The sequence below is a fragment of the Novosphingobium sp. FSW06-99 genome, assembly GCF_001519065.1.
Taxonomy (GTDB): domain Bacteria; phylum Pseudomonadota; class Alphaproteobacteria; order Sphingomonadales; family Sphingomonadaceae; genus Novosphingobium.
Map to the genome: position 1 here is coordinate 89,979 of NZ_KQ954251.1, position 25,668 is coordinate 115,646.

Sequence of the window (25,668 nt, forward strand, 5' to 3'; positions counted from 1 at the left end):
TGCAATATGGGATGGGTGACGGGCCCACCATGGGTCGTTTGCTCGGAATATCCTCTGACGCGTAACGTCAGGTGGGAACCATGTGTCCGGGACCAGGGTCCCGGTCAGGGATAGCCCCCAAGGATTGCTTATAGCCTCAGGGATGTTCATGCGGCTCGTGCCGGGCAGAACCCGTCATTCCCTATCTAGGCGCCTTCACCCGATTGCTCAAGGCGTGCGGCCAGCTTTTCCACCCGTGCCGCCAGATCGGCCACCCGTGCAACGATTGCAGGCGCGATCGGTTCGGGCGCAGGGGCAGGTGGGGGCGGTGGCGGTGGCGGAGGTGGCGCGGGCCGCTGGTTTTGCAACGCGTGCACTTCATCGGCCAGCGTCAGCGCGGCGATCAGCAGCATGCGCGCTTCGGTCTGGCCGTGCGCCATCCCCAGCTTGCGGATGCGCGTGTCGATCATTGCTGCCAGCGCCAGCAAGTGCGCCTCGTCGCCTGGCGCCGCCGAAACGACATGGTTGCGCCCGCCGATGCTCAGCGTCAGGTTGCGGTGCTCGTTCGCGCTCACGGCTTTTGCGGCAAGTTGGCGAGCAGCAGGTCAAGCTGCTGCAATTCGTTGCTGACAGTGTCCTTCAGTCGCCGATGGCGCGCCTTTAGCGCGGACATTTCGGCAATTTCGAGTTCGCGGGCGGTGGCTGCGCGTTCAAGCCGGTCGAGCGCCAGCGCAATCCGGTCGAGTTCGTGTTCCAGACTTGGGGTGGTCATACGCCTTCGCTAGCACATCGTCCAATGCGTGCAAGCGCGGCCCGACGATCGCCCGAAATGATCGGGCGCGCGGTTATGAGGGTTGACTCGAATCACGCATTTCCGCCAATGCATAGGAATGCGCTGGATGGCCCGCGGGGGCGCCCGCGTTGCTGTGCCGATCGGTTCGGTCGCGGCCTTGACGGGGGTGGCGCCCTGTCCCAAGAGACCCGAGTCGAATCAAGGGGGTGCGCCACGGCGGCCCGCGCACACAGAAAGGTTGATCAACCCGCGATGACCCACGACACGAATGCGCTGGCACCGATGGCCAATGCCATCCGCGCGCTCGCCATGGACGCCGTGCAGGCAGCCAACAGCGGCCACCCCGGCATGCCGATGGGAATGGCCGATGTTGCCACCGTGCTGTGGACGCAGTTTCTGAAGTTTGACCCCGATGCCCCGCGCTGGGCCGATCGCGATCGCTTTGTGCTGTCGGCGGGCCATGGCTCGATGCTGGTCTATGCGCTGCTCTATCTGTCGGGCTATGACTCGCCGACGATCGACGACATCCGCAATTTTCGCCAGTTGGGCAGTGTCTGCGCCGGGCACCCGGAAAATTTCCTGATCCCGGCCATCGAATGCACCACCGGCCCGCTGGGGCAGGGGCTGGCGATGGGGGTGGGCATGGCGATGGCTGAACGCCATCTCAATGCCGTGTTCGGCACCGATCTGGTCGATCACCGCACCTGGGTGATCGCGGGCGACGGCTGCCTGATGGAAGGCATCAACCACGAAGCGGTCGGCCTGGCCGGAACGCTGGGTCTTGGGCGCCTGAACGTGTTGTGGGACGACAACCGCATCACCATCGATGGCGATGCCAGCCTGTCGACCAGCGAGGATATCCCCGCGCGCTATCGCGCCAGCGGCTGGCACGTTGCCTCGTGCGACGGGCATGATTTTGCCGATATCGCCCGCGCGCTGGCCGAAGCCGCCGCCGATCCGCGACCGTCGCTGGTCGCCTGCCGCACGCTGATCGGCAAGGGCGCACCCAACAAGGAAGGCGGGCACAATGTCCACGGCAGCCCGCTCGGCGCCGATGAAGTGGCCGCGACGCGCGCGCATCTGGGCTGGACCGCCGCGCCGTTCGAAATTCCCGCCGATATCCTGACCGCCTGGCGCGCCACCGGCGCGCGGGGCCGCGACGCCCATGCCGCCTGGGAAACGCGCAATGCCGGCAATCCGCAGCGTGCCGAATTCGACCGCCGCATGGCGGGCGAATTGCCGCCGCTGGCCGATGCCGAAGCGGCCTTTGCCGCATGGCTGGCCACCCCGCGCAAAGTCGCCACGCGCAAGGCGTCGGAACTGGCGCTCGACGTGCTGGCGCCGCTGGCCCCCGAACTGTTCGGCGGTTCTGCCGATCTGACCGGATCGGTGTTCACCAAAGTAAAGGCCACGCCCACGTTCGGGCAGCAGGCCTATGGCGGGCGCCACGTGCATTACGGCATCCGCGAATTCGGCATGGCCGCCGCGATGAACGGCGCCGCGCTGCACGGCGGGGTGATCCCCTATGGCGGCACGTTCCTGGTGTTTTCGGACTATTGCCGCAACGCCATCCGCATGTCGGCGCTGCAACACGCGCGGGTGGTCTATGTGCTGACGCACGATTCGATCGGACTGGGCGAAGATGGCCCGACCCATCAGCCGATCGAACATGTCATGAGCTTGCGGCTGATCCCCAATCTCAACGTGTTCCGCCCGGCCGATATCATCGAGACGGCGGAATGCTGGCAGATCGCGCTGGCCAGCCCGAAAACGCCGTCTGCGCTGATCCTGTCGCGTCAGAACCTGCCGCAGCTTCGTGAAGCAAATACCGGAAATCAAAGCGCAAAGGGCGCCTATCGGCTGATTGCGGCAACCGCCGCGCGCAAAGTCGTGCTGATCGCCACCGGGTCCGAAGTCGAGATTGCGATCAAGACCGCGCAGGCGCTCGAAACGCAGGGAATCGGTGCCGATGTGGTGTCGATGCCAAGCTGGGAACTGTTCGACGCGCAGGACGCCGCCTATCGCGCCGATGTGCTGCCCGCCGACGCGCTGAAGGTGTCGATCGAGGCCGGGGTGACCACCGGATGGCAGAAATACGTCTGCGACGGCCTGACCATCGGCATCGACAGCTTTGGTGCATCGGCCCCGGCGGATATACTCTACGCACACTTCGGCCTGACTGCCGAGGCGATCGTTCCGCAAATTCTTGCCCGGATTGCGTGATGTCAAAGGGCGGGGTCGGGTCTTGTGCCAGATTCCGCGACTACCCGTACGCTTGAGTCTACAGGAGATTTGAACATGGCGACCAAAGTCGCAATCAATGGTTTCGGACGCATCGGCCGCAATGTGGCACGCGCCATTCTCGAACGTCCCGATTGCGGGCTGGAACTGGTGGCGATCAACGATCTGGCCAGCCCGGTCGCCAATGCCCGCCTGTTCAAGCGCGACAGCGTCCACGGTGCCTATCCGGGCACGGTAGACGTGGACGGCAACGACCTGATCATCGACGGCAAGCGCATCAAGGTGACCGCGGAGCGCGATCCGGCCAAGTTGCCGCACGCTGCCGACGGCATCGACATCGCGCTGGAATGCACCGGTTTCTTCACCGACCGTGACAGCGCGCAAAAGCATCTCGACGCGGGCGCCAAGCGCGTGCTGATCTCGGCGCCGGCCAAGAATGTCGATCTGACCGTGGTCTATGGTGTCAATCATGACAAGCTGACCGCCGACCATCTGATCGTGTCGAACGCGTCGTGCACCACCAATTGCCTGGCGCCGTTTGCCAAAGTGCTGAACGATGCGATCGGCATCGAACGTGGGCTGATGACCACGATCCACAGCTATACCAACGATCAGAAGATCCTCGACCAGATCCATTCCGACCCGCGCCGTGCGCGTGCCGCCGCGATGAGCATGATCCCCACCACCACCGGCGCCGCGCGCGCGGTGGGCGAAGTGCTGCCCGAACTGAAGGGCAAGCTCGACGGGTCGGCGATCCGCGTGCCGACCCCCAACGTCTCCGTCGTCGATCTGACGTTCGTGCCCAAGCGCGACACAACCAAGGACGAAGTCAACGCGCTGCTCAAGGCTGCGGCCGAAGGCCCGCTGAAGGGCGTGTTGGCCTATACCGACGAACCGCTGGTCTCGATCGATTTCAACCACGATCCAGCCTCGTCGACGGTCGACAGCCTGGAAACCTCGGTACTCGATGGCAAGCTGGTGCGCGTGCTGTCGTGGTATGACAACGAATGGGGTTTCTCGAACCGCATGGTCGATACCGCCGGTGTGATCGGCAGCCTGATCTGAACCCTGTTATCCTCCCCGTACCGGGGAGGGGGACCGCGCCCTTCGGCTGCGGCTTGCGCAGCCGCTCAGGATAAACTGCCCCCAGCGGGGGCAGCGCGGTGGAGGGGCTCGCCCAGGGCACGACCCGGGGTGATCGGCACCATGAGGCCAATCCCCTCCACCATGCTGCGCATGGTCCCCCTTCCCGTGCCGGGGAGGACCACCCAAGGACCCGATGATGACCTTCAAGACGCTGGATGACATCACCGATGTGGCCGGAAAGGCCGTGCTGGTGCGCGAAGATCTCAACGTGCCGATGGCCGATGGGCAGGTTACCGACGACACCCGGTTGCGCGCCACCGTGGCGACGCTGGCCGAACTGGCCGACAAGGGCGCGCGGGTGCTGGTGCTGGCGCATTTCGGTCGCCCCAAGGGCGAACGCAGCGATGCCAATTCGCTGATCCATATCGTGCCCGCGTTGCAGGCGGTGCTGGGCCGCCCGGTCGGCTTTATCACCGATTGCGCCGGGGCAGAGGCCGAGGCGGCGGTGGCCGCGCTCACCCCCGGTTCGATCACCGTGCTGGAAAACACGCGCTTTCACAAAGGCGAGGAAAAGAACGATCCCGCGCTGGTTGCGGCGATCGCGCGGCTGGGCGACATTTATGTCAACGATGCCTTTTCGGCCGCGCACCGCGCCCATGCCTCGACCGAAGGGTTGGCGCATGTGCTGCCCGCCTATGCCGGGCGCGCGATGCAGGCCGAGCTTGAGGCGCTGGAAAAGGCGCTGGGCAATCCCGAACATCCGGTGGCGGCGGTCGTCGGCGGCGCCAAAGTGTCGACCAAGCTCGACGTGCTGACCCATCTGGTGACCAAAGTCGATCACCTGATCATCGGTGGCGGCATGGCCAACACCTTTCTGGCCGCGCGCGGCATCGATGTTGGCAAATCGCTGTGCGAACACGATCTGAAAGACACTGCCGAGGCAATCCTGGTTGCCGCCGATCAGGCCGGTTGCACCGTGCATCTGCCTTATGATGCGCTGGTGGCCAAGGAATTCGCGGCCAATCCGCCTTCGCTGCGTGTCACCAACGTGCACGAAGTGGCGGCCGACGAAATGATCCTCGATGTCGGTCCGCAAGCGACCGAGGCGCTGGCCGACGTGCTCAAGACCTGCCGCACGCTGGTGTGGAACGGGCCGCTCGGTGCGTTCGAGATTGCCCCGTTCGACACTGCCACGGTGGCACTGGCGCGATCGGCGGCGGCACTCAGCAAGGAAGGCGCATTGGTTTCGGTGGCCGGCGGTGGCGATACCGTGGCCGCGCTCAACCACGCCGGTGTGGCGGGCGACTTTTCCTATGTCTCGACGGCGGGCGGTGCCTTCCTCGAATGGATGGAGGGCAAGCAGTTGCCCGGTGTCGCCGCGCTCAACGGCTGAGGCGGTGCAAGGTCGGGGCGGCGATCGATGCGGTCGTCACCCCGTCCGGCACCGGCTCTTTCAACAGCGGCACCAGCACCTCGTTGAGTTCGTCGAGCGTGAAGGCACCGGCCTGCGCAAAGCGCACGACGCCCGCGCGATCGATCACGAAATTGGTGGGCACCGAATCGTGGATCGGGCCATAGGGCCCTTTCAACCGGTGCAGCGGGGTGATCGACAAGACGGCGAACAGTTTTTGCATCTGATAATCGGGCACCGAGTTTTCGGTGGTGGCGGCCAGCACGATCAGGCCATGATCTTTCTGCGCGCGATAATAGGCATCGAGCAGCGGCAGTTCCTGGCGGCACGGGCCGCACCAGGTCGCCCAGAAATTGATCACCACGACTTTCCCGCGCAACGCGGCCAGGTCGAATTTTTCGCCTTTCACTGTGGTGAACTGCGCATTGGGGGCGATCTGGCCGATTTTGGGGTCGGCGGCCTGCACCATGGCGGGCGCGCAGAGCAGCGCCATGATGACCAGACGGACGGCAAGGGCGACTGGGCGCATCATGACCCTTTGATCTGCAACAACGGGCCTTGATCACGCCCGATTTTTGTCCAACCGTCAAGCGGGCGCACGGTGGGTCGAAAATTCGCCGAAAAGGGGTGAAACCGCATGTTGCGCTGCAACCGGCAAGCGGCTAAGGCTGGCCGCGCATAGGTATGCATCGCTTGGGAATCATGCGTCGTGTGCGGGGCACTTTGCAACGCCGGGGGGAATTCACGTCCGGATCGCGCGCGGCATTGAGGGAAAGAACAGACAATTCGCCATGGATCACGCTGAACAGACTCGCAAAGTCGCCACCGGCAAGGGCTTTATCGCTGCGCTCGATCAGTCGGGCGGATCGACGCCCAAGGCGTTGAAGGGGTACGGGATCGAGGAAGGGGCCTGGTCCGACGAAGCCGGCATGTATGCGCTGATCCACGCGATGCGCGCGCGGATCATCACCTCGCCGGTGTTCACCGGCGAAAAAGTGCTCGGCGCGATCCTGTTCGAACGCACCATGGATGGCCTGATCGACGGTCAGCCAGTGCCCGCGGTGCTCAACGCGCGCGGCGTGGTGCCCTTCATCAAGATCGACAAGGGCCTCGAACCCGAAGCCGACGGCGTGCAACTGCTCAAGCCGATTCCCGGCCTGGCCGATCTGCTGGCGCGCGCCAAAAGCCTTGGCGTCTATGGTACCAAGGAACGCTCGGTGATCAATGCGGCGAACCCCGCCGGGATTGCCGCCGTGGTCAAACAGCAGTTCGCACTCGCCGCCGAAGTCACTGCCGCCGGGTTGATGCCGATCATCGAGCCCGAAGTGAACATCAAGAGCGACACCCGCGCGCAATGCGACGAATTGCTGCTCAAGGAAATTCTGGTCGCGCTCGATGCGTTGCCGGCGGGCGTGAAAGTCATGCTGAAATTGTCGCTGCCCAAAGTGCCCGGCACGTTTGCGCCGCTGGTATCGCATCCCGGTGTGTTGCGCGTGGTGGCGCTGTCGGGCGGCTATTCGCGCAGCGAGGCTTGCGTCCAACTGGCGGAAAACCCCGGCATCATTGCCAGTTTCAGCCGGGCGCTGCTCGAAGGGTTGCGCGCGACGATGACCGACGCCGAATTCGATGCCGAACTGGGTGAGGCGATCGAGGAAATCTATACCGCATCGACCGTCAAGACACTGCAGGCCGCGGTGTGACATTGCGCTGAGGATGGCCAAAGGCACGCCCCTTGCCCCGCAAAGCGGGGAAGGGGCGTTTCATCGTTTCCGCACCGGGGAGGATTTGCAAACCGCCCGGTTTGTTCTAGCGCAGGGCGCATGACCGTACCTGCCTGTCAGCTTTACCTGATTTCGCCGCTCGACGTTTCGGGCTCGTTTCCTGATCGACTGGCCCGCGCCGTCGCGGCGGGGCCCGTTGCGGCGTTCCAGTTTCGCGTCAAGGACATCGACGAACATGCCGCCGCCGCGCTGGCCGCGCCGTTGCAGGAGATCTGCGCCGCCCACGACGTTGCCTTCATCGTCAACGATTCGATCAGCCTGGCCAAACGGCTCGGCGCCGATGGCGTGCATCTGGGGCAGGACGATGGCGATGTGGCCGATGCGCGGCAAAGGCTGGGGCGTCAGGCGCAGATCGGCGTAACCTGCCATGCCAGCCGCCACCTGGCCATGGAAGCGGGCGAGGCGGGCGCCGACTATGTCGCGTTCGGCGCGTTCTTTCCCACCACCACCAAAGTCACCGAGCATGTCGCGGATCTCGACCTGCTGCACTGGTGGGCCAATTTGTTCGAGGTACCGGTGGTCGCGATCGGCGGGATCACGCCTGCCAATTGCGTGCCGCTGGTGGCTGCGGGCGCCGATTTCCTGGCCGTGAGCGGCGCGGTGTGGAGTGGCGACGAAGCGCAGGCGGTGTCCGATTTCGCACGCGCGATCGCCACCGGCAGCCAGTTCCGCGCGCAGGCCGACGGGGCCTGACCGGTTCAGGTGTCGTCAGGCCCGTCGTCCAGCGAACTGGCGCTGGCCTGCCGCACGCAGCGTTCGGTGGTGCGTTTGCCCGCGCTGTCGAGCACGTGCAGGATGCCCTGGCCGACCAGTTTGTAGGTGCGGCCCTTGAAAGGGCCGCCAGTCATTGTCAGGTCTGTGCCGAGCAGCAGATACGTGCCGACCATGCCGGTGGTGGTGCGATAGCTCGAATCAGGGATAACCCGGAAACTGTCCTGCAGTTGCCGCTTTGGCGGCTCGGTCGCATCGCCCTGGGTTTCGCACACCCAATAGCCCTTCAACAGCGTGCGCAGATTGCCGCCAGGCACGGCCTGCGCGGGATTTGCGCCAGAGATCAACAGGGCGAGCAGGACTAGCGTTCGTTTCATCACGCCGCCGCGCTACCACACGCGTGTGACTTGAAGCAATCGGCGCCAGCGGCTAAGGGCCCCAATCACTTTCTTTCGCGTGGCGGCACAATTTCCGGCACGCAAACTCTGGCAAGGCTCTTTCCATCATGAAGATCAGCGGCGTGGACATCCGTCCGGGCAATATCCTGGAATATGAAAAAGGCATCTGGAAGGTTGCCAAGACCCAGCATACCCAGCCCGGCAAGGGCGGTGCGTTTATGCAGGTCGAAATGAAGAACCTGATCGACGGTCGCAAGACCAACGTGCGGTTCCGTTCGGCAGACACGGTCGAACGCGTGCGGCTCGACACCAAGGATTTCCAGTTCCTGTTTGCCGAGGGCGAAGACCTGGTGTTCATGGATGTCGAAACCTACGACCAGATCACGCTGCCGTCCGATCTGCTTGGCGATGCGGCGGCATTTTTGCAGGACGGCATGACCGTGCTGCTTGAAATGTACGACGAGCGCCCGATTTCGGTGCAATTGCCCGACCAGGTTGAAGCAACCATCGTCGAAGCCGATGCGGTGGTCAAAGGCCAGACCGCTTCGTCGAGCTATAAGCCGGCGATTCTCGACAACGGCGTGCGCGTGATGGTGCCGCCGCATATCGGCAGCGGCACGCGGATCGTGGTCGATGTCTACGAACGCACCTACGTCGGCAAAGTGGGCTGATCGGATGGCTGCCATTTCCGGTCTGATTCGCGTCATGGAGCGCGCCGCCCGCAAGGCCGGCACGCGTCTGCGCCGCGATTTTGGCGAAGTCGAACATCTTCAGGTCAGCCGCAAGGGGCCGGGCGATTTCGTGTCGAAAGCCGATCAGCACGCCGAACGCACGATCTACGACGAACTGTTGCAGGCACGTCCCGACTGGGGCTTTGTGATGGAAGAAGGCGGCACGATCGAGGGCGACCCGACCAAGCCGCGTTGGATCGTCGATCCGCTCGACGGGACAACCAATTTCCTCCACGGCATCCCGCATTTCGCGATCTCGATCGCGGTGCAGGAACCGCTGCTCGACGGGTCGGGCTGGGGCGAAGTGATCGCGGGCATCGTCTATCAGCCGATCACCGATGAAAGCTTCTGGGCGGAAAAGTCGCGCGGTGCCTGGTTGCACGACCGGCGCCTGCGCGTTTCGGCACGGCGCCACCTTGACGAGGCGCTGATCGGCACCGGCATTCCCTTTTCCAACCGGGGCGATGCGCAGCAATGGATGCGCATCTATCAGGAACTGGGCCCGCGTGTGGCGGGCATCCGCCGCAACGGCGCCGCTGCGCTCGATCTGGCGTGGGTTGCCGCGGGGCGCTTCGACGGGTTTTGGGAAACCGACCTGGCGATCTGGGATTCGGCCGCCGGGTGCCTGCTGGTGCGCGAAGCGGGCGGGTTCGTGTCGGACTTTCGCGGGCGTTCGAATGCGATCTGCGCCGAATCCGTGCTGGCCGCCAACGATGGTCTCCACGCAAAATTGTTGAAATTGCTGGCCGGAGCGAACAAGGCCAGTTGATCGATCGGGAAACGTCCGCTAGCGGACGTTTCCAGAGTGCCCCTGTGGTGGAATGGTAGACGCGTCCGACTCAAAATCGGATGGAGAGATCCGTGCCCGTTCGAGTCGGGCCAGGGGCACCACTTTAAGACATGTATATTTTTATCCGGTGAAACCGGATGCCGTCCTCCTGCGAATAAGTCTGTGACGAAGCACGTGCTTCGCCTGCTTTGAAACGAGGATGAAGGTATGTCGATGGATCGACGCTCTCTGGTCGGTTGGCTGATGGCTGGTACCGTCGCGAGTGTGGGCAGCGGCCTGGCCGCGATCGCACGCGCCAACGGGTTCACCATGACCGATGCGCAATGGCGCCAGAAACTCAGCCCCGAGGCTTACTACGTGCTGCGCCGCGCCGGAACCGAACGGCCGTTTACCAGCCCGTTGCTCAATGAACATCGCCACGGGCGCTTTGCCTGCGCCGGGTGTGATCTGCCGGCGTTCGATTCGGCCACGAAATACGACAGCGGCACCGGTTGGCCCAGTTTCTGGGAGCCCTTGCGCGGCGCCGTTGCCACGCACACCGATTTCGAGATCGGCTATCCGCGCACAGAAGTGCATTGCGTGCGATGCCAGGGCCATCTGGGCCACGTGTTCGCCGACGGGCCACGCCCGACCGGCAAGCGCTACTGCATGAACGGCGTCGCATTGATCTTTCATCCGGGAGCTGCCTGATGCGCCTTGTTGTCATGACCGCAGGCCTGGCCCTGCTCGCCGCCTGCAACGGCCCCGCCACCGCGCAGGCCGGTCACCAGCCATTTCCCGAACCGCCCGCGCAAGCCGCCAAACCCGCTGGAAAAGAGGTTGCCGAGCTGTCGGGCGGGTGTTTCTGGGGTATGGAAGGCGTGTTCGAACATGTCAAAGGCGTGAAATCGGTGGTCGCCGGCTATGCCGGTGGCACCGCAGCGCAGGCCAATTACGAAACCGTGTCGACCGAAACGACCAACCACGCCGAAACGGTGCGCATCACCTATGACCCTTCGGTGATCAGCTATGGCCGGTTGCTCGAAATCTATTTCGCCGTGGCGCATGATCCGACCGAAGTGAACGGCCAATACCCAGATCAGGGGCGCAGCTACCGCTCGGCAATCTGGCCACAGAACCCGCAGCAGCGCGAACTGGCGCAGCGCTATATCGCGGTGCTGAACCAGTCACACGCGTTCGCCAAGCCGATCGCCACCAAAATCGAAACCGGCGGATTCTATCCTGCGGAAGAATACCACCAGCATTTCATGCAGCGCCACCCCGATCATCCCTATATCCGGCGGTGGGATGTCGCGCGGGTCGAGCGTCTGCGGGCGAAGTTCCCGCAGTTCTACGTGGGATAATCAAGCGCCGCCGGGCTTTTGCCCGGCGGTGATCGCGGCGGCAATGCGGTGGATCACCGGCAGCAGGTGCGACACGTCGTCGATCACGAAATCGGCCCCTTCGGCGCGCAGTTCGGCACCGGCGGCGGCAACCCGCCGTGCGCGATCATCGGGATCGAGCGCGGCAAAGTCCGCCGCGTTCAGCCCCACCGCATTGCCCGAGGCGGCAATGCCGATGGTCCAGCATCCGGCATGGCGCCCTTCGGCAATGCCCACCGGCGCATCGTCGACTTTGACCGCCGCCGAGGCGGGCCAGACATTCAGCGCGATGAGCGCGGCCCAGGTCATGTGGGGCGCGGGGCGTCCGCTCGGCGTGTCGCCCGCACAGATCACCACGGCGGGGTCATAACCCTGATCGGCGGCGCGGGTGCGGATCGCCGCCATCATTTCGGGGGTATAGCCGGTGCCTGACCCGATCCGCACGCCCAGCGCCTGCAAATCGGCATAAGCTTGCGCGGCACCGGGGATCAGCGCGGCGGCGCGGGCGGCGGCTTCGACCATCGCGGGTTCGACCAGCGCATAGACGCGGTCGATATCATCCAGGCCGGGGGCCTTGCCGAAATGCGCGGTCCAGCGCGCGACGATGGCGGGTTCTTGCAGCAGCGCGGTCACATGGTCATATTTGGCCTTGCCCATGTCGGCGCGCGCTTCTGCTTCGCTGATCGGCACGCCCTGGGCGGCAAACACCGTGCACAGCGCATCGACCGGTGCCGTGCAGCCGAAATCGACCATCGTCCCGGCCCAATCGAAAATCACCGCTTTCACCGGAAAGGACATCATGCGTCTCCCATCAGAGTGTTCAGGACCTGTTCGGCAATGCCGAACGATGTCGATGCGCCGGTACCGCCGGTGACGATCACCAGCCGCACGTTGCCCGCCGGGGTGTCGACCAGAAAGGTGCGGTCGCTGGCGCTGGCATATGTGCCGACCCAGCGTTCGAGCACCGGTGGTGCGGCCTGGCCGAACGCGCGGGCATATTCGTCTAGGATGTCGTCTTCGGCGCTGGCCGGGGCGAACGGTCCCGGCAGATCGTCATAGTGATGGCTGTCGCCGACGATCAGCGTGCCATCGCCGCCCTGTGCGACGATCAGATGCACCCCGTTGTCATAGTGGCGCGGCTGTTCGGCCAACAGTTTGGCTTTCAGCGCGGCGGCCTCGGGCAGCGCGGCATACCCGGCATAGCGGGTAAGCGACAGGTCGCTCATCAACGCGCCAGGCAGCCGCAGGCCGGGATCGGCCAGCCGCAGCATCGACAGGCGGCAGCGGCGAAGACCATAGGCGGCAATCCGGTCGCGCCACAGCGTGGAAAAATCGTCGCCTGGGCAGACCACCACCTGTGCCGCCTCGACCACCCCGCGTGACGTATCGAGCCGGGGCGGCAGGCTGGAAAAGGCGACCGTTTCGGTCAGCACGTCGATACCCAGTGTTTCCTGCGCCCAGCGCGTCAGCAGCGGGATGGCGTGGCGCGATTCAACGCGGATTTCGTGCGGGCTGAACAGTGCGCCGTGCAAGTCGGCGCCGCCAAACCCGCCGGTTGCCGTGCGAAATTCCTTGGCCGACAGCAGTCGGCAGCCTTCACCCATTTCGGTGGCCAGAAAGGCCTCGATCACCGCGATGGCTTCGGGCGAGCGCGCCGAGAGGTACAACCCGCGCTGTTCGATGGGAATATGCGCCTCGGGCGCGATCTGCGCCCACACATCACGGGTGCGCCGGGCAAGTTCCCATGACGCACCGCGTTCCTGCCCGGTCACGGTGATAAATCCGAAATTGCGGATCGAGGCGCCATTGGCACGCCGTTCGCGTTCGATCAGCACGACGCGCATGCCCCGCCGCGCGGCCGTAATCGCATGCGCCAGCCCGAGCACGCCGCCGCCGATGATCGCCAGATCGTATTGTTTGGCCATGCAATGGTACCTGTCTTGAAGGAGTGCCAAACAACAGCATGGGGCGACACCGTTGTCGATGCCGCCCCGTTGCGTCTTGCAGTCGTTCGGAACCTTAGAACTTGGTGGCCAGCTTCACTCCGTAGATCAGCGGACGCACCGGCACCTCGGCCTTGATGAACTGGGCGGAGGTGGTGAACGTCGAAGCGTGGGTGTTGGTCAGGTTTTCGCCATAGATCGTGACCGTCCAGTTATCACGGCTGAAACCAATCGAGGCATCGACCAGCTCATAGCCCGACATGCGATAGAGCAGCGTTGTTGTCGTGGGCTGCAACACGCCGCTGGCGGTGGGAACCGCATAGGCGCTGGCGACTGAGCCCGAGGGGTAGTTGGCGGGTTGGTTGTTCATTGCGCCGGTGTAGGTCACGCCAGTGGTGGCGAACCAGTTCATGTCGCCCTTGCCCTGCCATTCATAGCGGCCACGAATGTTGCCCTGGAAATGCGGGCTGAACGGCGTGGTACCGCCAGGCTGACCAAACAGCGCCGGTTCGGCAGACGGGGTGGTCGCGTTTTTGGAATAGAACTGGCTGATGCACTGGCCATAGGTCGGCGAGGTGGAAATGTTCGACACGAAGCAGGGCGAATTGTCTTGCTTGCTGTCGTTGTAGGTCGCCGAACCCTGTACCGAAAACTGCGTGGTCGGGCGCGCCACAAACTGCACTTCGGCGCCTTTGATGTGATAGCTGGGGCCGTTGGTGAAGAAGGTGGTGTTGCCAAGGCCCGCGGGCGGGTTGAAGAATGCTAGCTGGACGTTCGACCAGACCATGTAATAGGCTGACAGGTTAAGCGTCAGCTTGTGATCGAGCAGATCGGTCTTGCTGCCGATTTCCCAGTTGGTCAGCGAGTCGGGCGCATAGTTGACCGGACGCAGGAACTGCCAGTTGCCCGCCGCACCGCCGTTTGCCGAACCATAAGGCGTTGCCGACAGTACATCCTTGGGCGCGCGGTTGAACCCGCCGGGGCGGAAGCCCTGGCTGAACAGGGCATAGAACAACTGCCCGCGCGCGGGATGATAGGCCAGCTCGGCCTTGCTCTTGAACCCGTGGTACGTAACGTTGTCGCCAAGCGCGTTGATATTGACGTTGCCGCTGCCAAGGTCTGCCGCCGGGTTGCCGGTCAGTGTGCAGACCGTTACGCCATAGCATTCGGTGCCGGTCTGGTACTGCGAGCCAAGCTCGTATTCCTTGTAGTTATAATAGCGGGTGCCACCGCTCAGTGTCAGCGTGGGCAGGATGTCCCAGTCCACGTTACCGAAGAAGGCAAACTGGCGATAGCCGCGCTGGGTGTCTTCACCGAATGCCGTACCCGCCGGTTCAAGCCCCGGCTGGTTGGCGGTTGCGCCTGGATAAGTCTGCACGCGACCAAGGCAGTCGGCCTGACCGTTGGCAGTGCAGGTGGGGATGGTTTCATAGTTGAAACGCATCACGTCGTAGATCCGGAACTGTTCGTAATATGCGCCTGCGATCACGCGGATCGGCTTGCTGTCCGGGCTGGACAGACGGACTTCTTCGCTGTGATGCGTGTTGCGGATCTGGTCGTTCCAGTTGGCAACCGGTGAATAGCAATATGTCGAGCCCGAACCGAACCCGGTGGCCGAGCCGGTGCACTGATAGTACATCCCGCCGGCGGTGCGCGAATAGTTGGTATAGTCCTGCTGTTCGTTGATGTGCCGCGTCATGTAGGCGCCGGTGTAGACCAGTTTCCAGTCGCCGATCTTGCCATTCACAGTCCAGGCGGTGTTCCAGTAATCGTCCTTGTTCCACGAAGGCGAAAACGTCGTGGTCTGCAACGCACCGAGCGTCTGGTAATCAGTCCCGTTCGGCAATTGCGCAAATGTGCCTTCGGCATCGACCGACTGATAGGATTCGCTGACCAGCAAGTCCCAGTCAGGGGTCGCCTGCCATTTCAGCGCAATGCGGCCGCCGACATAGTCGACCGGGTTGTAGTTGTTCTTGACCTGGCTGGCGTTGTTGTACTGCCCGTTGTTGGCCTGGTTGGTTGCGCTGGGGGTATAGCCATAGCTGACGGCGCCCGGATCGGTCGCCTGGCGCGTGAACGTCGAATAGACGTTGTTGATGTAACCGCCGTGGTGATCGTCATAGACTGTCGCGCGGATCGCCAGCGTGTCGCTGATGATCGGCAGGTTGATCGTGGCATTGAAGGCTGCGTTGGGCGCGCCACCGGCGGTGCCGCCAAAGCTGCCTTCGAGATGGCCGTCCAGCTTGTTCAATTCGGGCTTGTTGGTGATATACCGCACCGCGCCAGCTTCGGCGCCGCCGCCGAACAGTGTGCCCTGCGGCCCTTCGAGCACTTCGACGCGTTCCATGTCGGCCATGTAAACGTCGGCGTTGCGCGCCGGGAACTGCATCGACTGGTCGTCAAGATAGAGCGCCACGTTGGGGAACGGGGCAATCGTGCCCGACGACTGGTTGCCGGCAAAGCCCGCCGACAGGCCGCGCATGTAGATCGCGCCTTGGCCTGGGCCATTGCTGCTGAAGGTCACGTTGGGTGTATACTTCAGCAGATCGCTGAAAGTGGTGACGTTGAGTTTGCTCAGCGCGTCGCCGCTGAGCGCCTGCAGCGTCATCGGCACGTTTTGAATGGACTCGTTGCGGCGGGTCGCGGTCACGACGATTTCGCCGGCGGTGGGCGCTTCGCTAGCCGCAGGTGCGGCAGGCGCATCTTCGGCGCGGGCGGTGCCGGACATCGCAATCAGTGCGCAACCGGCGAACAACGCGGATTTCAGCATACGGCTATCGGTCGTCATTGTGACCCCCCTGGGAGTGATTTTCACGCCCGCCAGGTCAACGACTGCCGCCTGCGCCTGGCTTTCGCCCAGCGGCGAAAGCGCAAGTGCACAAGAACCGTGCCACCGTGATACCCGAGCGGTTGGTCCGTCCCCTGTGTCGAGGCCGGTCCCTGAGCCCGGCTATGAGCCGGGAATGTGACACTCCAATGTGGAGGAATTGAATTCGGACTTATTGCTGTCACAAATTCTGGATCGGGATTTCCCGATAAGAAAAACTGATATTAGTTCTTAAGACACTGATAAAAAGGCGTTAAAAATATGCCTTCGCCGTGTCGAGGCAAGCCGTTTGGTCTGTCGCTGTCATGTGTCCCGAACGGGCGTAGGGGGTTGGTGTGGCTATGTTGCACAAATGCATCTGTCGCACACGAGGCAGGTGGCCTGCCTCTGCCTAGCCGAAGGGGAGCCGGAATCGAATCGGATCGCGAAGCATTGTGCACCGCAACCCTGCCAGATCAGTCGCGCCAGGTTTCCAGTGCATCGCCCAGCGCATCGGCCAGCGGGTCGAGCCATTGCGCATAGGGTTTCCACTGATCGACCCCGGCCCGGCTGATCGGGCGCCGCACTTGTTCGGAACTGGGGGTGCGCACACTGCGGCGGGTCTGGTGGAAATTGAGGCAAGCGTCCTCGAACGGCAGCCCGCAATGATCGAGCAGCCGCCGGATCTGGCCTTCCGGATCGTCGATCAGGTCTTCGTTGATCAGCCGCAGCACGCGCCCGGGCAGCACGGTGTCCCAGTGCCGCATCAGATCGAGATAAGTGCGATAATAACGCGCGATATCCTCGATCGAATAAGTGAATTCCTGCCCTTGTGCGAACAGTTGCTTTAGGTTGGAAAAGCAGCAGTCCATCGGATTGCGGCGCGCATCGATGATTGTGGCGTTGGGCAGGATCAGATGAATCAGCCCGATATGGCGGAAATTGTTGGGCATCTTGTCGATGAAGAACGGACGACCCATGATCCGATAGGCGCGCGTGTCACGCATGAATTGCTCGCCATATTTGCGGACCGCTTCGGCATCGAGATCGATCAGCGACTGGGGATAGCGAGGCTCTTCAAAATCCATTTCGCGGCCCTGCAATTCGTGCACGATGTGTACGATTTCAGGCAATTCCTGCGTGCCTTCGACCAGACTGTGCGAGGCCAGGATCTGTTCGATCAGGGTCGATCCCGAACGCGGCAGGCCGAGCACGAAGATCGGATCACGCGCTTCAACGCCCCAACCCGAGCGCGCGGCAAACAACGCGGGCGTGCAGATGCGCTTTTGTTCCGACGTGTTCTTTTCGTATACCTCGGGCCGGTATTTGCTCTCGATGCGCTTTTCGGCATTGCCTCGCGCATAGGCAGCCCATGAGTGTTCGTATTCCCGTCGATCCTCCAAGGCCTTGCCCAAGGCGAAGGCCAGATGGATGCGGTCGATCGGGACGGTGGCCGGATCGGCCTCGCACCGCCTGATCGTGTCGAGTTCGCGATCGTCAAAGCGATAGATCTTGAGGTTGGCCAGACTCCACCAGGCGTCACCAAAGTCCGGTCGGGCATCGGTTGCGGCGCGATACGCGGCAATCGCTTCGGGCAGGTCGCCGACAGTCTTGAGTGCGTGGCCTAGCCAGAGGTAGAGATCTGCGCGGCGCAAGTTTGCATTGAAGTCGTCGTCTTCGATCTCCGCCAGCATCGCGCGATACTGTGTGATCGCTAGCTGATGTTCGCCTAGTCCGACCGCAATGGTCGCCAATTGGGTGCGGTGGGGGTGACTGGCGGGATCGAGCACAAGCAGGGGTTGCAAGGCTTCGCTTGCCGCGGCAAACTTGTGACGCGCGATCAGCGTCTGAACATATTCGGCGCGCGCTTCGTGATGGTCGGGCACCATGGCAAGCACGCCGGTGTACAGCAATTCGACGTCGTCCAGCACGTTGTCGATGAAACCGATCTGTGCAAGCAAACGCATCGCTTCGGGATGGTCGCCATAAGTCAGCAGGAAGTCCCGGATCAAACGTTCGGCAAACTTGACCTCGCCGTTATAAAATAGTGATTTTGCGCGGACAATCGGTGGGGGCAGGCTGGCAAGATGGGCGCATTGGCGCATCGCGATGTCGGCACCTTCGGTATTCCCGATCATCCGGCACAAGCCGTCAAGCATCCGCCACGCCATCGGCAATGCCGGATTGATGGCAACCGCCAGCCGCAGCGTGTCAATCGCCTGCGTAGCGTCGCGAAGCGCAACGTAACATAGCCCACGCTCTTGCAGCGCTGGCGGAAAATTCGGCTTGACCGCGTCGAGCCTGGTCAACAGCGCCAGCGCCTCGACCGTATGCTTCAGATGGCGCTGGGCCATGGCCGCGATCAGCAAGAGGTCGCGATTTTCGGGCCAGGTGGCGAGGAGTGGTGTGACCGCATCGAGCGCGTCCTGATAATGGCCCTGATCGAGCAGAGCCTGCAGGCGCACGACTTCGCCTTCCAGTGGCGAAACTGGTTGCGGGGCGGAAGACTCTATCTGCTGCGTGGCCATCGTGCACTTCTCTCGGCAATCATCGGCTCGTTGTCAAAGCCAACGTGTGGCCGATCCTCTCAACAGAAAGGGCGACACCCGTCAGGTGCCGCCCAATCTGTTTCAACCATTCCGTTGTAGGCGTCGGGATCAGAACTTGCTGCTGATCTTCACGCCATAGATACGCGGACGCAACGGCACTTGGGTTTTGATATATTCGGCCGAAGACGTGAACGTGCTGGAATGGGCATTGCCCAGGTTTTCACCGAAAATGGTGACGGTGATGTTGTCATGCGTGAATCCGACCGATGAATCGAACGTGGCATAACCGGGCATTTCATACCGCAGCAATGTCGTACCGGGGACGATGATCCCGTTGGCGCTGAGGAATGTCGACGCATTGTCGGCTACGTTGCCGTTCGGATAAGTCGCCGGCTGGTTGTACTGCGAACCGGTGTAGGAAACACCGCCCGAAACAAACCAGTTGAAGTCGGCTTTCCCGGCCCAGTCATACCGCGCACGCGCATTTGCCTGCACATGCGGGCTGAACGGCGTTGTATCGCCGATGTTTCCGAATGGGCTGCTGACCGAATGCGCCGATCCACCCAGATAAACACCGCTGATGCATTGGCCATAGCTTGATGACGTCGCAATATTCGAGATGAAGCACGGCGAAGTCGACTGCTTGCTGTCGTTGTAGGTCGCCGAACCCTGGAGGGACAGCCCGGTTATCGGCCGCGCCACGATTTGCGCCTCAACACCCTTGATATGGTAGTTGGGGCCGGTCACGCCAAACGCGGTGTTGCCGAAACCACCCGCCGGGTTGAAGAAGCCGGTTTGGACGTTTTGCCAGACCATATAGTATGCAGACAAGTTGAACTGCACCTTGCGGTCGAGCAAGTCGGTCTTGAAGCCAACTTCCCAGTTGGTCAAAGTGTCGGGCTTGACGGCCGCCGGGACTGCCAACTGATAGTTCTTGGCACCGGACGGCAGATAGGGATCAACCGGATCCTGCACGCGCTCGGTCGGGCCACGGTTGAACAGACCAGGGCGGAAGCCCTGGCTGAACAAGGCGTATGCCATTGTGTGCGGCTGCGGCTTCCAGGTGATCACCCCACGGCTCTTGAAGCCCTTGAAGCTGGCGTTCAGGTTGTCCGCATTGAGATTTGCGCTGCCTGGATTGACGACGGCGCAGTTCGTGGTCGCAGGCTGCTGATTGCAGTAATACCCCGCCGTTTCGTAAACCGACCCGGTTTCGTATTCCTTGTAATCATAATAGCGAGTGCCGCCCGTCAAGGTGACGGTCGGCAGGATGTCGAAATCGACCGAGCCAAACAGCGCATACTGCTTGTAGCCGCGTTGGGTGTCTTCACCGAACGCCGTGGCAGGCTGACGCAGGCCACCCTGGTTGGCGGTCGCTCCCGGCAATGGGCCGACAGAGGCGGAACAGGCCTGGTTGGCCGTAATGGCCGCCGTGGTGCAGGCCGGGATCGTCTTGTAATCCCAATCGTTGATGTCCTGAATCTTGAACGATTCATAATAGGCACCAACGATGGCCCGGATACGTTTGCCTTCGGGTGTCGTCAGGCGCAGTTCGTGGCTTTGGTGCGTCGTGCGCAGATTGTCGGTCCAGTAGGCGTTCGGCGCATAGCAATACGGTGTGGCGCCATGGTTCCAGTAGGACTTGCCGCCGGTGCACTGATAATAGACGCCATAAGGTGCACGGGCATAGTTGGTATAGTCACCCTGTTGCGAAATGTGGCGGACCATATAGGCGCCGGTATACAACACCTTGAAATCGCCGAGCTTGCCGTCGATTGTCCACGCCGTGTTCCAGTAATTGTCCTTACTGTACTGCGGTTCGAACAACGTCGACGACATCGAAGGAATGGGTTGATAGTCATAGCTGTACGACTGCGTCGAGAACGAACCCGACGTGTCAAGGCTCTGGTACGACTCGGTGACCAGCAGGTTCCAATCCGGCGCGATATTCGCGGCCAGTTCAATGCGTCCGCCGACATAATCGGCCGGGTTGGCATTGTTCTTCACCTGATCGGCGTTGTTGTACTGACCGTTGTTCGACTGCTGCGACTGCGGAACAGTCTGGTAACCAATGCCATTGGTGTTCTTGGGCGTGCCCAGGTAATAGTTGCCAAGGTCGGTGTTGGCGCGCGTGAAGGTCGAATAGACATTGTTGATATAGCCGCCGTGGTGGTCATCGTAGATAACCGCGCGGACCGCGACTTTGTCCTGGATGATCGGCACGTTCAACATCGCGTTGAACGCCGCGTTGGCTGCCCCGCCCGATGTGCCGCCAAAGCTGCCTTCGATCTTGCCTTCGAACTTGTCGAGTTTGGGTTTCGCGGTGATGTAGCGAACTGCACCCGCTTCGGCGCCACCGCCAAACAGCGTGCCCTGCGGACCTTCGAGCACTTCGACGCGTTCGATATCGGCAACGTAGATATCGGCGTTGTGCGCCGGGAACTGCATCGACTGATCGTCGAGATAGAGCGCGACGTTGGGGAACCCGCCGATCGTGCCGGCCGACTGTTCACCGGCAAAGCCCGACGACAGCCCGCGCATGAAGATGGCGCCCTGGCCCGGGCCGTTGTTCCCGAACGTGACGTTGGGGGTGTACTTCAACAGGTCGTTGAACGTGGTGACGTTCAGTTTGCTCAGCGAATCGCTGCTGAGCGCCTGAAGGGTCATCGGCACGTCCTGCAGCGACTGGTCGCGACGCTGTGCGGTAACGATGATTTCGCCCGAGCTGGTCGCCGCAGTGGTTGCGTCGGCCGCCTGGTCGGCGTGGGCCGTGCCGGACAGCGCAAACAGCGCCGATCCTGCAAACAGGCCGAATTTGAGCATCTGCATACCGGTTTTCATACTACCCCCCTGGGCGTTGCCGTTAGGTCCGTTGGCGGGGGCGGGGGTATTTCGGGGTGCTTTGCAAAGCGCGGCTGCGCGCAATTGCCTGTCTCCCCCCGGCAAACCCCCGCACCGTCTCCGGCCGGATGGGCAGGCAGTCGATGGTTCGCCGCCTTTCCCTACAGTGAGTTATGCCGGGTGGTTGATCGTCCCACAAGGCATTATGAGAATTTATGAGGGGGTCATGACCTGCGTGATCGTCGGTAAATCGATGTGGCAATTCAATGGACAATTAATCCGAAAAATAGAATTATCACTTGACAAAATGTGCATAAAATCTGGATTTTGACTTTTAAAATGTTAATTTTATAAAGGAGTTTACAAATTACACTGAAATATATGTTTATGAATGCGAATTTTTACTGTACAATGTTTGATGAAATCGTGATTTTCTTTAGAGTTGCGCGGCAGCGTTGCGGAAAATTGATTCAGATCAATTCATCTTGGGGAAACAGACATTCTTCGCAGGCGCGACAAGTTCGTAACAATTGCCCCGACTCGTTGCCCTTGCGTGCTTATCGTCCGTTCGGCATGCGTGTCATAAACATCACACGCCCCGGAAAAGTTTGTGGTCTGCCATTGTCCCGCGCCTGATGCGGCGCTTGTGTGACGGGTTGTGTTCTCCAAATGTTCGGTTTAGGCACCATGCATGGCCAAACCCAAACGCCGCTATGTCTGCCAGGCCTGTGGCAGCGTCTCCAACCGCTGGCAGGGGCAATGCCCCGATTGTGCCGAATGGAACACGCTGACCGAAGAGGCGCCGGAAACGGTGTTTTCGGCGCGGCATGATCTGTCGGGCGGGGGGCGCAAGGTGCAGTTCGTGCCGCTCGACCATCCGGTTGAATTGCCGCCGCGTCGCCGCACCGGTCTGGCCGAGTTCGATCGTGCGCTGGGCGGCGGGCTGGTCGCCGGGTCGGCGGTGCTGATGGGGGGCGATCCCGGTATCGGCAAATCGACGCTGTTGCTGCAGGCGGCGGCCAACATGGCGCAGGCTGGCGCGCGCGCGGTTTATATCAGCGGAGAAGAAGCCTCGGACCAGGTGCGGCTGCGCGCCGGCCGGTTGGGACTGGGGACGGCGCCGCTGCTGCTCGCCTCGGCCACATCGGTGCGCGATATCCTGACCACGCTGGCAGCGATGGAGCCGCCCGCGCTGGTGGTGATCGATTCGATCCAGACCATGCATTCCGATCAGATCGAGGGCGCGCCCGGCACCGTCAGCCAGGTGCGCGCCTGCGCCTTCGAACTGATCCGCTATGCCAAGGACAGCGGCGCGGCGGTCGTGCTGGTCGGCCATGTGACCAAGGATGGCACGATCGCGGGGCCGCGCGTGCTTGAACACATGGTCGATGTGGTGATGAGTTTCGAAGGCGAGCGCAGCCATCAATATCGCATTCTGCGCGCGCTGAAAAACCGGTTTGGCGCGATTGATGAAATCGGCGTGTTCGCGATGGCTGGGGCAGGGCTGGAGGAAGTTGGCAATCCTTCGCTGCTGTTCCTGTCGGGGCGCAGCGATCCGGTGCCGGGCAGCGCGGTGTTTCCCGCGCTCGAAGGCACGCGCCCGGTGCTGGTCGAGATTCAGGCGCTGACGGTGCGGCTGGCCAGTGGCGCCACGCCGCGGCGCGCGGTGGTGGGGTGGGACAGCGGCCGGCTGGCGATGCTGCTGGCCGTGCTCGAAGCGCGCTGTGGGCTCAATTTCTCGTCAGCGGAAGTCTATCTCAATGTCGCGGGGGGCTATCGCCTGACCGATCCCGCCGCCGATCTGGCGGTGGCCGCCGCGCTGGTATCGGCGCTGTCCGACCGGCCCTTGCCGGCCGAGGCAGTGTGGTTCGGCGAAGTGTCGCTGGCGGGCGAAGTGCGCCCGGTTGCCCATGCCGCGATCCGCTGTCGCGAAGCGGCCAAGCTGGGCTTTGCGCGCACGTTCGGCCCTTCCGGGGTCGATGCCGAGGGCGGCGCACGCCACACCGGGCTGACGCTGCTGCCAAATCTCGTTGACCGCATAATTGGCGCAGATTAGGTCGGCCCCATGACCGGCTTTGACTATATCGTTTTCCTGATCGTCGGGCTGTGCGCGATATCCGGCTTTTTTCGCGGGTTTGTCGAAGAAGTGCTGTCGCTCGCGGCCTGGTGTGTCGCGTTGTTGGCGGTGCATTACGGGCATGCCGCGCTCACCGGCTTTTTGATGACCTGGGTGCACAGCGAAACCGGCGCGGGCGTGCTGGCGTTTGGCCTGCTACTGGCGGTGCCCTATTTCGGCACAAAGCTGCTGGCGCGTCAGCTTGGCAATGCCAGCCGGGCCTCTACGCTGGGGCCGATCGATCGCGTGCTGGGGTTCGGCTTTGGCGCGATCAAGGGCTTTGTGATCATGGTCCTGGCCTTTTCGCTGCTGGTGTTTGCCTATGACGTGGTGTGGGGGCCAAAGGGGCGCCCGGACTGGATCAAGGACGGGCGGACTTATCCCTTTCTCAACGCGGCCAGCGATGAATTGATGTCGCTGGTTGCCCAGCGGCGCAGCGATGCGGTCAATTCCGCGCGCAGCCATGCCGAAGATGCCGCCATCGATGCGGTGGCAAACGATACGCCCAGCCCGACCCCGACGCACCCGACGTCGACGCACAGGGCGCATCGCCACCATCCGATCAAAGCCATCGACGAATGACCGCAGCGCGCGGGGCCACGCTCTATACGCCCGCCATTCTGGCGGCGGCGACGGGGTTGTCGGCCTGGCCCTGGAATGATGCGCTACCATTGCAGGGTTCGGCGCGCTCGCGCACGTGCGGCTCCACCCTGACGATCGGGCTGGCGCTCGATGATGCGCGCCGCATCGCCGCGATCGGCATCCGGGCACAGGCCTGCGCGATTGGCCAGGCCGCGGCCAATGCCTTTGCCGGTCATGCCATGGGGCAGGGCCGGGCCCAGATCGCTGGCATACGCGCGGCGCTGACGGCATGGCTGGCGGGCGAGAGCGATCTGCCCGAATGGCCGGGGCTCGACGTGATTGCCGCCGCGCGGGACTATCCCTCGCGCCATGGCGCGATCGTGCTGGCGTGGGATGCGGCGCTTGTCGCGCTGGGCGATCCGGCCGCCTGACGTGACGGCATTGCCCCCTCTGCCCGCATCGCCGCTGCGCTTGCGGCTAGATGGCGATGCGCTTGCCGCCAACTGGCGTGCGCTCGACACGTTGAGCGGCGCGGCGCGGGCCGGGGCGGCGGTCAAGGCCGATGCCTATGGGCTGGGCGCGGGGCAGGTCGTACCGGTGCTGGCGGCGGCGGGCTGTCGCGACTGGTTTGTGGCGCACTGGCGCGAAGTGCCCGATGTGATTGCGCATGTCCCGGCTGCGGCGATTGCCGTGCTGCACGGGCCGCTGACCGACGCCGATGTGGCCTTTGCGCAGGCCACCGGGGTGCGCCCGGTGCTCAATTCGCTGGCGCAGGCGCGGCGCTGGCTGGCGGGCGGGGGCGGGCCGTGCCATGTCATGGTCGATACCGGGATCAGCCGTCTGGGCCTGGCCATGGCCGAACTGGGCGATCCGCTGCTTGGTGAGCTCGATATCGATCTGTGCCTCAGCCATCTCGCCAGCGCGGACGAGGACGTACCGCAAAATGCGCAGCAACTGGGACGCTTTGCCACGGTGCGTGCGGCGATCAGCGCGCGTCGGTACAGCCTGGCCAACAGCGCCGGGATCGCGCTGGGCGCAGATTATCATGCCGATCTGACGCGGCCCGGCATTGCGCTTTATGGCGGGGTGGTGCGGCGCGAACTGGCCGGATTGGTGCGGCGGGTGGCCTGGCCCGAAGCGGCGGTGCTGCAACTGCGCGACCTCGCAGCGGGCGATGCGGTAGGGTACAACGCGACATTCGTCGCCCAGCGCGCGATGCGGCTGGCGGTGGTGGCGCTTGGCTATGCCGATGGGTATCTGCGGTGCTGGTCGAACCGGGGCGGTTTTCGCCACGGGCCGGCGCACTTGCCGGTGGTCGGCCGGGTGTCGATGGATCTGACCGCGATCGATGTGTCTGCTGCGCCCGATCTGCGCGAAGGCGACTGGCTGACGCTCGATTACGACTTGCCCGGCGCCGCCGCACAAAGCGGCCTGTCGCAGTATGAACTGCTCACTCTGCTGCACCGGCGTTTCGCAAGAAACGGGGTATAATCCAATGTGCACACAAGTCTTGTTGCATTGCCCATACTGCGCCTGCTAACCTGGTCCG

The 25,668-nt window shown here is 63.0% G+C and carries 22 protein-coding genes and 1 tRNA gene; 14 read left to right on the forward strand and 9 right to left on the reverse strand.

Annotated features, from left to right (window positions below; all coding sequences use genetic code 11):
* Nucleotides 1-185: 185 nt before the first annotated feature.
* Together AQZ49_RS00395 and AQZ49_RS00400 are read right to left on the reverse strand one after the other, a co-directional pair.
* Nucleotides 186-554: a cell division protein ZapA gene (locus AQZ49_RS00395; RefSeq protein WP_067611249.1), complete on the reverse strand. Its 369-nt coding sequence runs from the start codon at nucleotides 552-554 to the stop codon at nucleotides 186-188.
* A complete protein-coding gene (locus AQZ49_RS00400) occupies nucleotides 551-751 on the reverse strand; it encodes a hypothetical protein (protein ID WP_067611252.1) in 201 nt (66 codons plus the stop codon). The genes AQZ49_RS00395 and AQZ49_RS00400 overlap by 4 nt, the downstream gene beginning before the upstream one ends.
* A gap of 273 nt (nucleotides 752-1,024) precedes the next feature.
* Between AQZ49_RS00400 and tkt the strand changes: the two genes are divergently transcribed.
* The 3 genes from tkt (at nucleotide 1,025) to pgk (ending at nucleotide 5,492) form a co-directional block, all read left to right on the forward strand.
* Nucleotides 1,025-2,995 carry a transketolase gene (tkt, locus tag AQZ49_RS00405; RefSeq protein ID WP_067611255.1) on the forward strand — a complete coding sequence of 657 codons (1,971 nt, stop codon included), beginning with the start codon at nucleotides 1,025-1,027 and terminating at the stop codon, nucleotides 2,993-2,995.
* A gap of 75 nt (nucleotides 2,996-3,070) precedes the next feature.
* Nucleotides 3,071-4,078 (forward strand): type I glyceraldehyde-3-phosphate dehydrogenase, encoded by a 1,008-nt coding sequence (gap, locus tag AQZ49_RS00410; protein WP_067611258.1) that lies wholly within the window; start codon nucleotides 3,071-3,073, stop codon nucleotides 4,076-4,078.
* Between the two features lie 217 nt (nucleotides 4,079-4,295).
* Entirely contained in the window at nucleotides 4,296-5,492 is a 1,197-nt protein-coding gene (gene pgk / locus AQZ49_RS00415; protein ID WP_067612451.1) for a phosphoglycerate kinase, read from the forward strand.
* Here pgk and AQZ49_RS00420 read toward each other — a convergent pair.
* Nucleotides 5,482-6,039: a TlpA family protein disulfide reductase gene (locus AQZ49_RS00420; RefSeq protein WP_067612454.1), complete on the reverse strand. Its 558-nt coding sequence runs from the start codon at nucleotides 6,037-6,039 to the stop codon at nucleotides 5,482-5,484. The genes pgk and AQZ49_RS00420 overlap by 11 nt on opposite strands.
* Before the next feature lie 262 nt (nucleotides 6,040-6,301).
* On the opposite strand from AQZ49_RS00420, the gene AQZ49_RS00425 reads away from it, so the two are divergent.
* Together AQZ49_RS00425 and thiE are read left to right on the forward strand one after the other, a co-directional pair.
* On the forward strand, nucleotides 6,302-7,210 hold the full coding sequence (locus AQZ49_RS00425; protein WP_067611261.1) for a fructose bisphosphate aldolase: 909 nt from the start codon (nucleotides 6,302-6,304) through the stop codon (nucleotides 7,208-7,210).
* Nucleotides 7,211-7,330: 120 nt separating this feature from the next.
* Complete coding sequence (gene thiE, locus AQZ49_RS00430; RefSeq protein ID WP_067611265.1) at nucleotides 7,331-7,984, forward strand: thiamine phosphate synthase; 654 nt, start codon at nucleotides 7,331-7,333, stop codon at nucleotides 7,982-7,984.
* Between the two features lie 5 nt (nucleotides 7,985-7,989).
* On the opposite strand, the gene AQZ49_RS00435 is transcribed toward thiE, so the two are convergent.
* Nucleotides 7,990-8,379 carry a hypothetical protein gene (locus AQZ49_RS00435; RefSeq protein ID WP_067612459.1) on the reverse strand — a complete coding sequence of 130 codons (390 nt, stop codon included), beginning with the start codon at nucleotides 8,377-8,379 and terminating at the stop codon, nucleotides 7,990-7,992.
* Nucleotides 8,380-8,507: 128 nt separating this feature from the next.
* Here AQZ49_RS00435 and efp point away from each other — a divergent pair, with 128 nt between their 5' ends.
* From efp to msrA, 5 genes are all read left to right on the forward strand, one after another.
* Nucleotides 8,508-9,071 carry an elongation factor P gene (gene efp / locus AQZ49_RS00440; protein ID WP_067611268.1) on the forward strand — a complete coding sequence of 188 codons (564 nt, stop codon included), beginning with the start codon at nucleotides 8,508-8,510 and terminating at the stop codon, nucleotides 9,069-9,071.
* A 4-nt stretch (nucleotides 9,072-9,075) separates the two neighbouring features.
* On the forward strand, nucleotides 9,076-9,900 hold the full coding sequence (locus tag AQZ49_RS00445) for an inositol monophosphatase family protein (protein WP_067611271.1): 825 nt from the start codon (nucleotides 9,076-9,078) through the stop codon (nucleotides 9,898-9,900).
* 38 nt (nucleotides 9,901-9,938) lie between these two features.
* Nucleotides 9,939-10,022: transfer RNA gene (locus AQZ49_RS00450), tRNA-Leu, on the forward strand.
* A gap of 106 nt (nucleotides 10,023-10,128) precedes the next feature.
* Nucleotides 10,129-10,611, forward strand: a complete 483-nt coding sequence (msrB, locus tag AQZ49_RS00455) for a peptide-methionine (R)-S-oxide reductase MsrB (RefSeq protein WP_067611274.1) — start codon at nucleotides 10,129-10,131, stop codon at nucleotides 10,609-10,611.
* Nucleotides 10,611-11,264, forward strand: a complete 654-nt coding sequence (gene msrA, locus AQZ49_RS00460; RefSeq protein ID WP_067611277.1) for a peptide-methionine (S)-S-oxide reductase MsrA — start codon at nucleotides 10,611-10,613, stop codon at nucleotides 11,262-11,264. Before msrB ends, msrA begins: the two co-directional genes overlap by 1 nt.
* Here the strand turns inward: msrA and phnX are convergent, their stop codons facing one another.
* From phnX to AQZ49_RS00485, 5 genes are all read right to left on the reverse strand, one after another.
* Entirely contained in the window at nucleotides 11,265-12,083 is an 819-nt protein-coding gene (phnX, locus tag AQZ49_RS00465; protein WP_067611281.1) for a phosphonoacetaldehyde hydrolase, read from the reverse strand.
* Nucleotides 12,080-13,207, reverse strand: a complete 1,128-nt coding sequence (locus AQZ49_RS00470; protein WP_067611284.1) for a TIGR03364 family FAD-dependent oxidoreductase — start codon at nucleotides 13,205-13,207, stop codon at nucleotides 12,080-12,082. The genes phnX and AQZ49_RS00470 overlap by 4 nt, the downstream gene beginning before the upstream one ends.
* Nucleotides 13,208-13,301: 94 nt before the next feature.
* Nucleotides 13,302-16,013 (reverse strand): TonB-dependent receptor, encoded by a 2,712-nt coding sequence (locus AQZ49_RS00475; protein ID WP_067611287.1) that lies wholly within the window; start codon nucleotides 16,011-16,013, stop codon nucleotides 13,302-13,304.
* A 494-nt stretch (nucleotides 16,014-16,507) separates the two neighbouring features.
* Complete coding sequence (locus tag AQZ49_RS00480) at nucleotides 16,508-18,559, reverse strand: tetratricopeptide repeat-containing sulfotransferase family protein (RefSeq protein WP_067611290.1); 2,052 nt, start codon at nucleotides 18,557-18,559, stop codon at nucleotides 16,508-16,510.
* Nucleotides 18,560-18,688: 129 nt separating this feature from the next.
* Nucleotides 18,689-21,421: a TonB-dependent receptor gene (locus AQZ49_RS00485; protein WP_067611293.1), complete on the reverse strand. Its 2,733-nt coding sequence runs from the start codon at nucleotides 21,419-21,421 to the stop codon at nucleotides 18,689-18,691.
* A gap of 691 nt (nucleotides 21,422-22,112) precedes the next feature.
* Between AQZ49_RS00485 and radA the strand changes: the two genes are divergently transcribed.
* Genes radA through AQZ49_RS00505 form a run of 4 tightly spaced genes read left to right on the forward strand, consistent with a single transcriptional unit; the run spans nucleotide 22,113 to nucleotide 25,610 of the window.
* A complete protein-coding gene (gene radA / locus AQZ49_RS00490) occupies nucleotides 22,113-23,477 on the forward strand; it encodes a DNA repair protein RadA (protein WP_067611295.1) in 1,365 nt (454 codons plus the stop codon).
* A gap of 9 nt (nucleotides 23,478-23,486) precedes the next feature.
* The gene (locus tag AQZ49_RS00495; RefSeq protein WP_067611297.1) at nucleotides 23,487-24,119 is read left to right on the forward strand and encodes a CvpA family protein; all 633 of its coding nucleotides are present in this window, start codon (nucleotides 23,487-23,489) and stop codon (nucleotides 24,117-24,119) included.
* Entirely contained in the window at nucleotides 24,116-24,550 is a 435-nt protein-coding gene (locus tag AQZ49_RS00500) for an iron-sulfur cluster assembly scaffold protein (protein ID WP_197410864.1), read from the forward strand. Before AQZ49_RS00495 ends, AQZ49_RS00500 begins: the two co-directional genes overlap by 4 nt.
* Nucleotides 24,513-25,610 (forward strand): alanine racemase, encoded by a 1,098-nt coding sequence (locus AQZ49_RS00505; protein ID WP_067611300.1) that lies wholly within the window; start codon nucleotides 24,513-24,515, stop codon nucleotides 25,608-25,610. Before AQZ49_RS00500 ends, AQZ49_RS00505 begins: the two co-directional genes overlap by 38 nt.
* The last annotated feature ends 58 nt before the right edge of the window (nucleotides 25,611-25,668 follow it).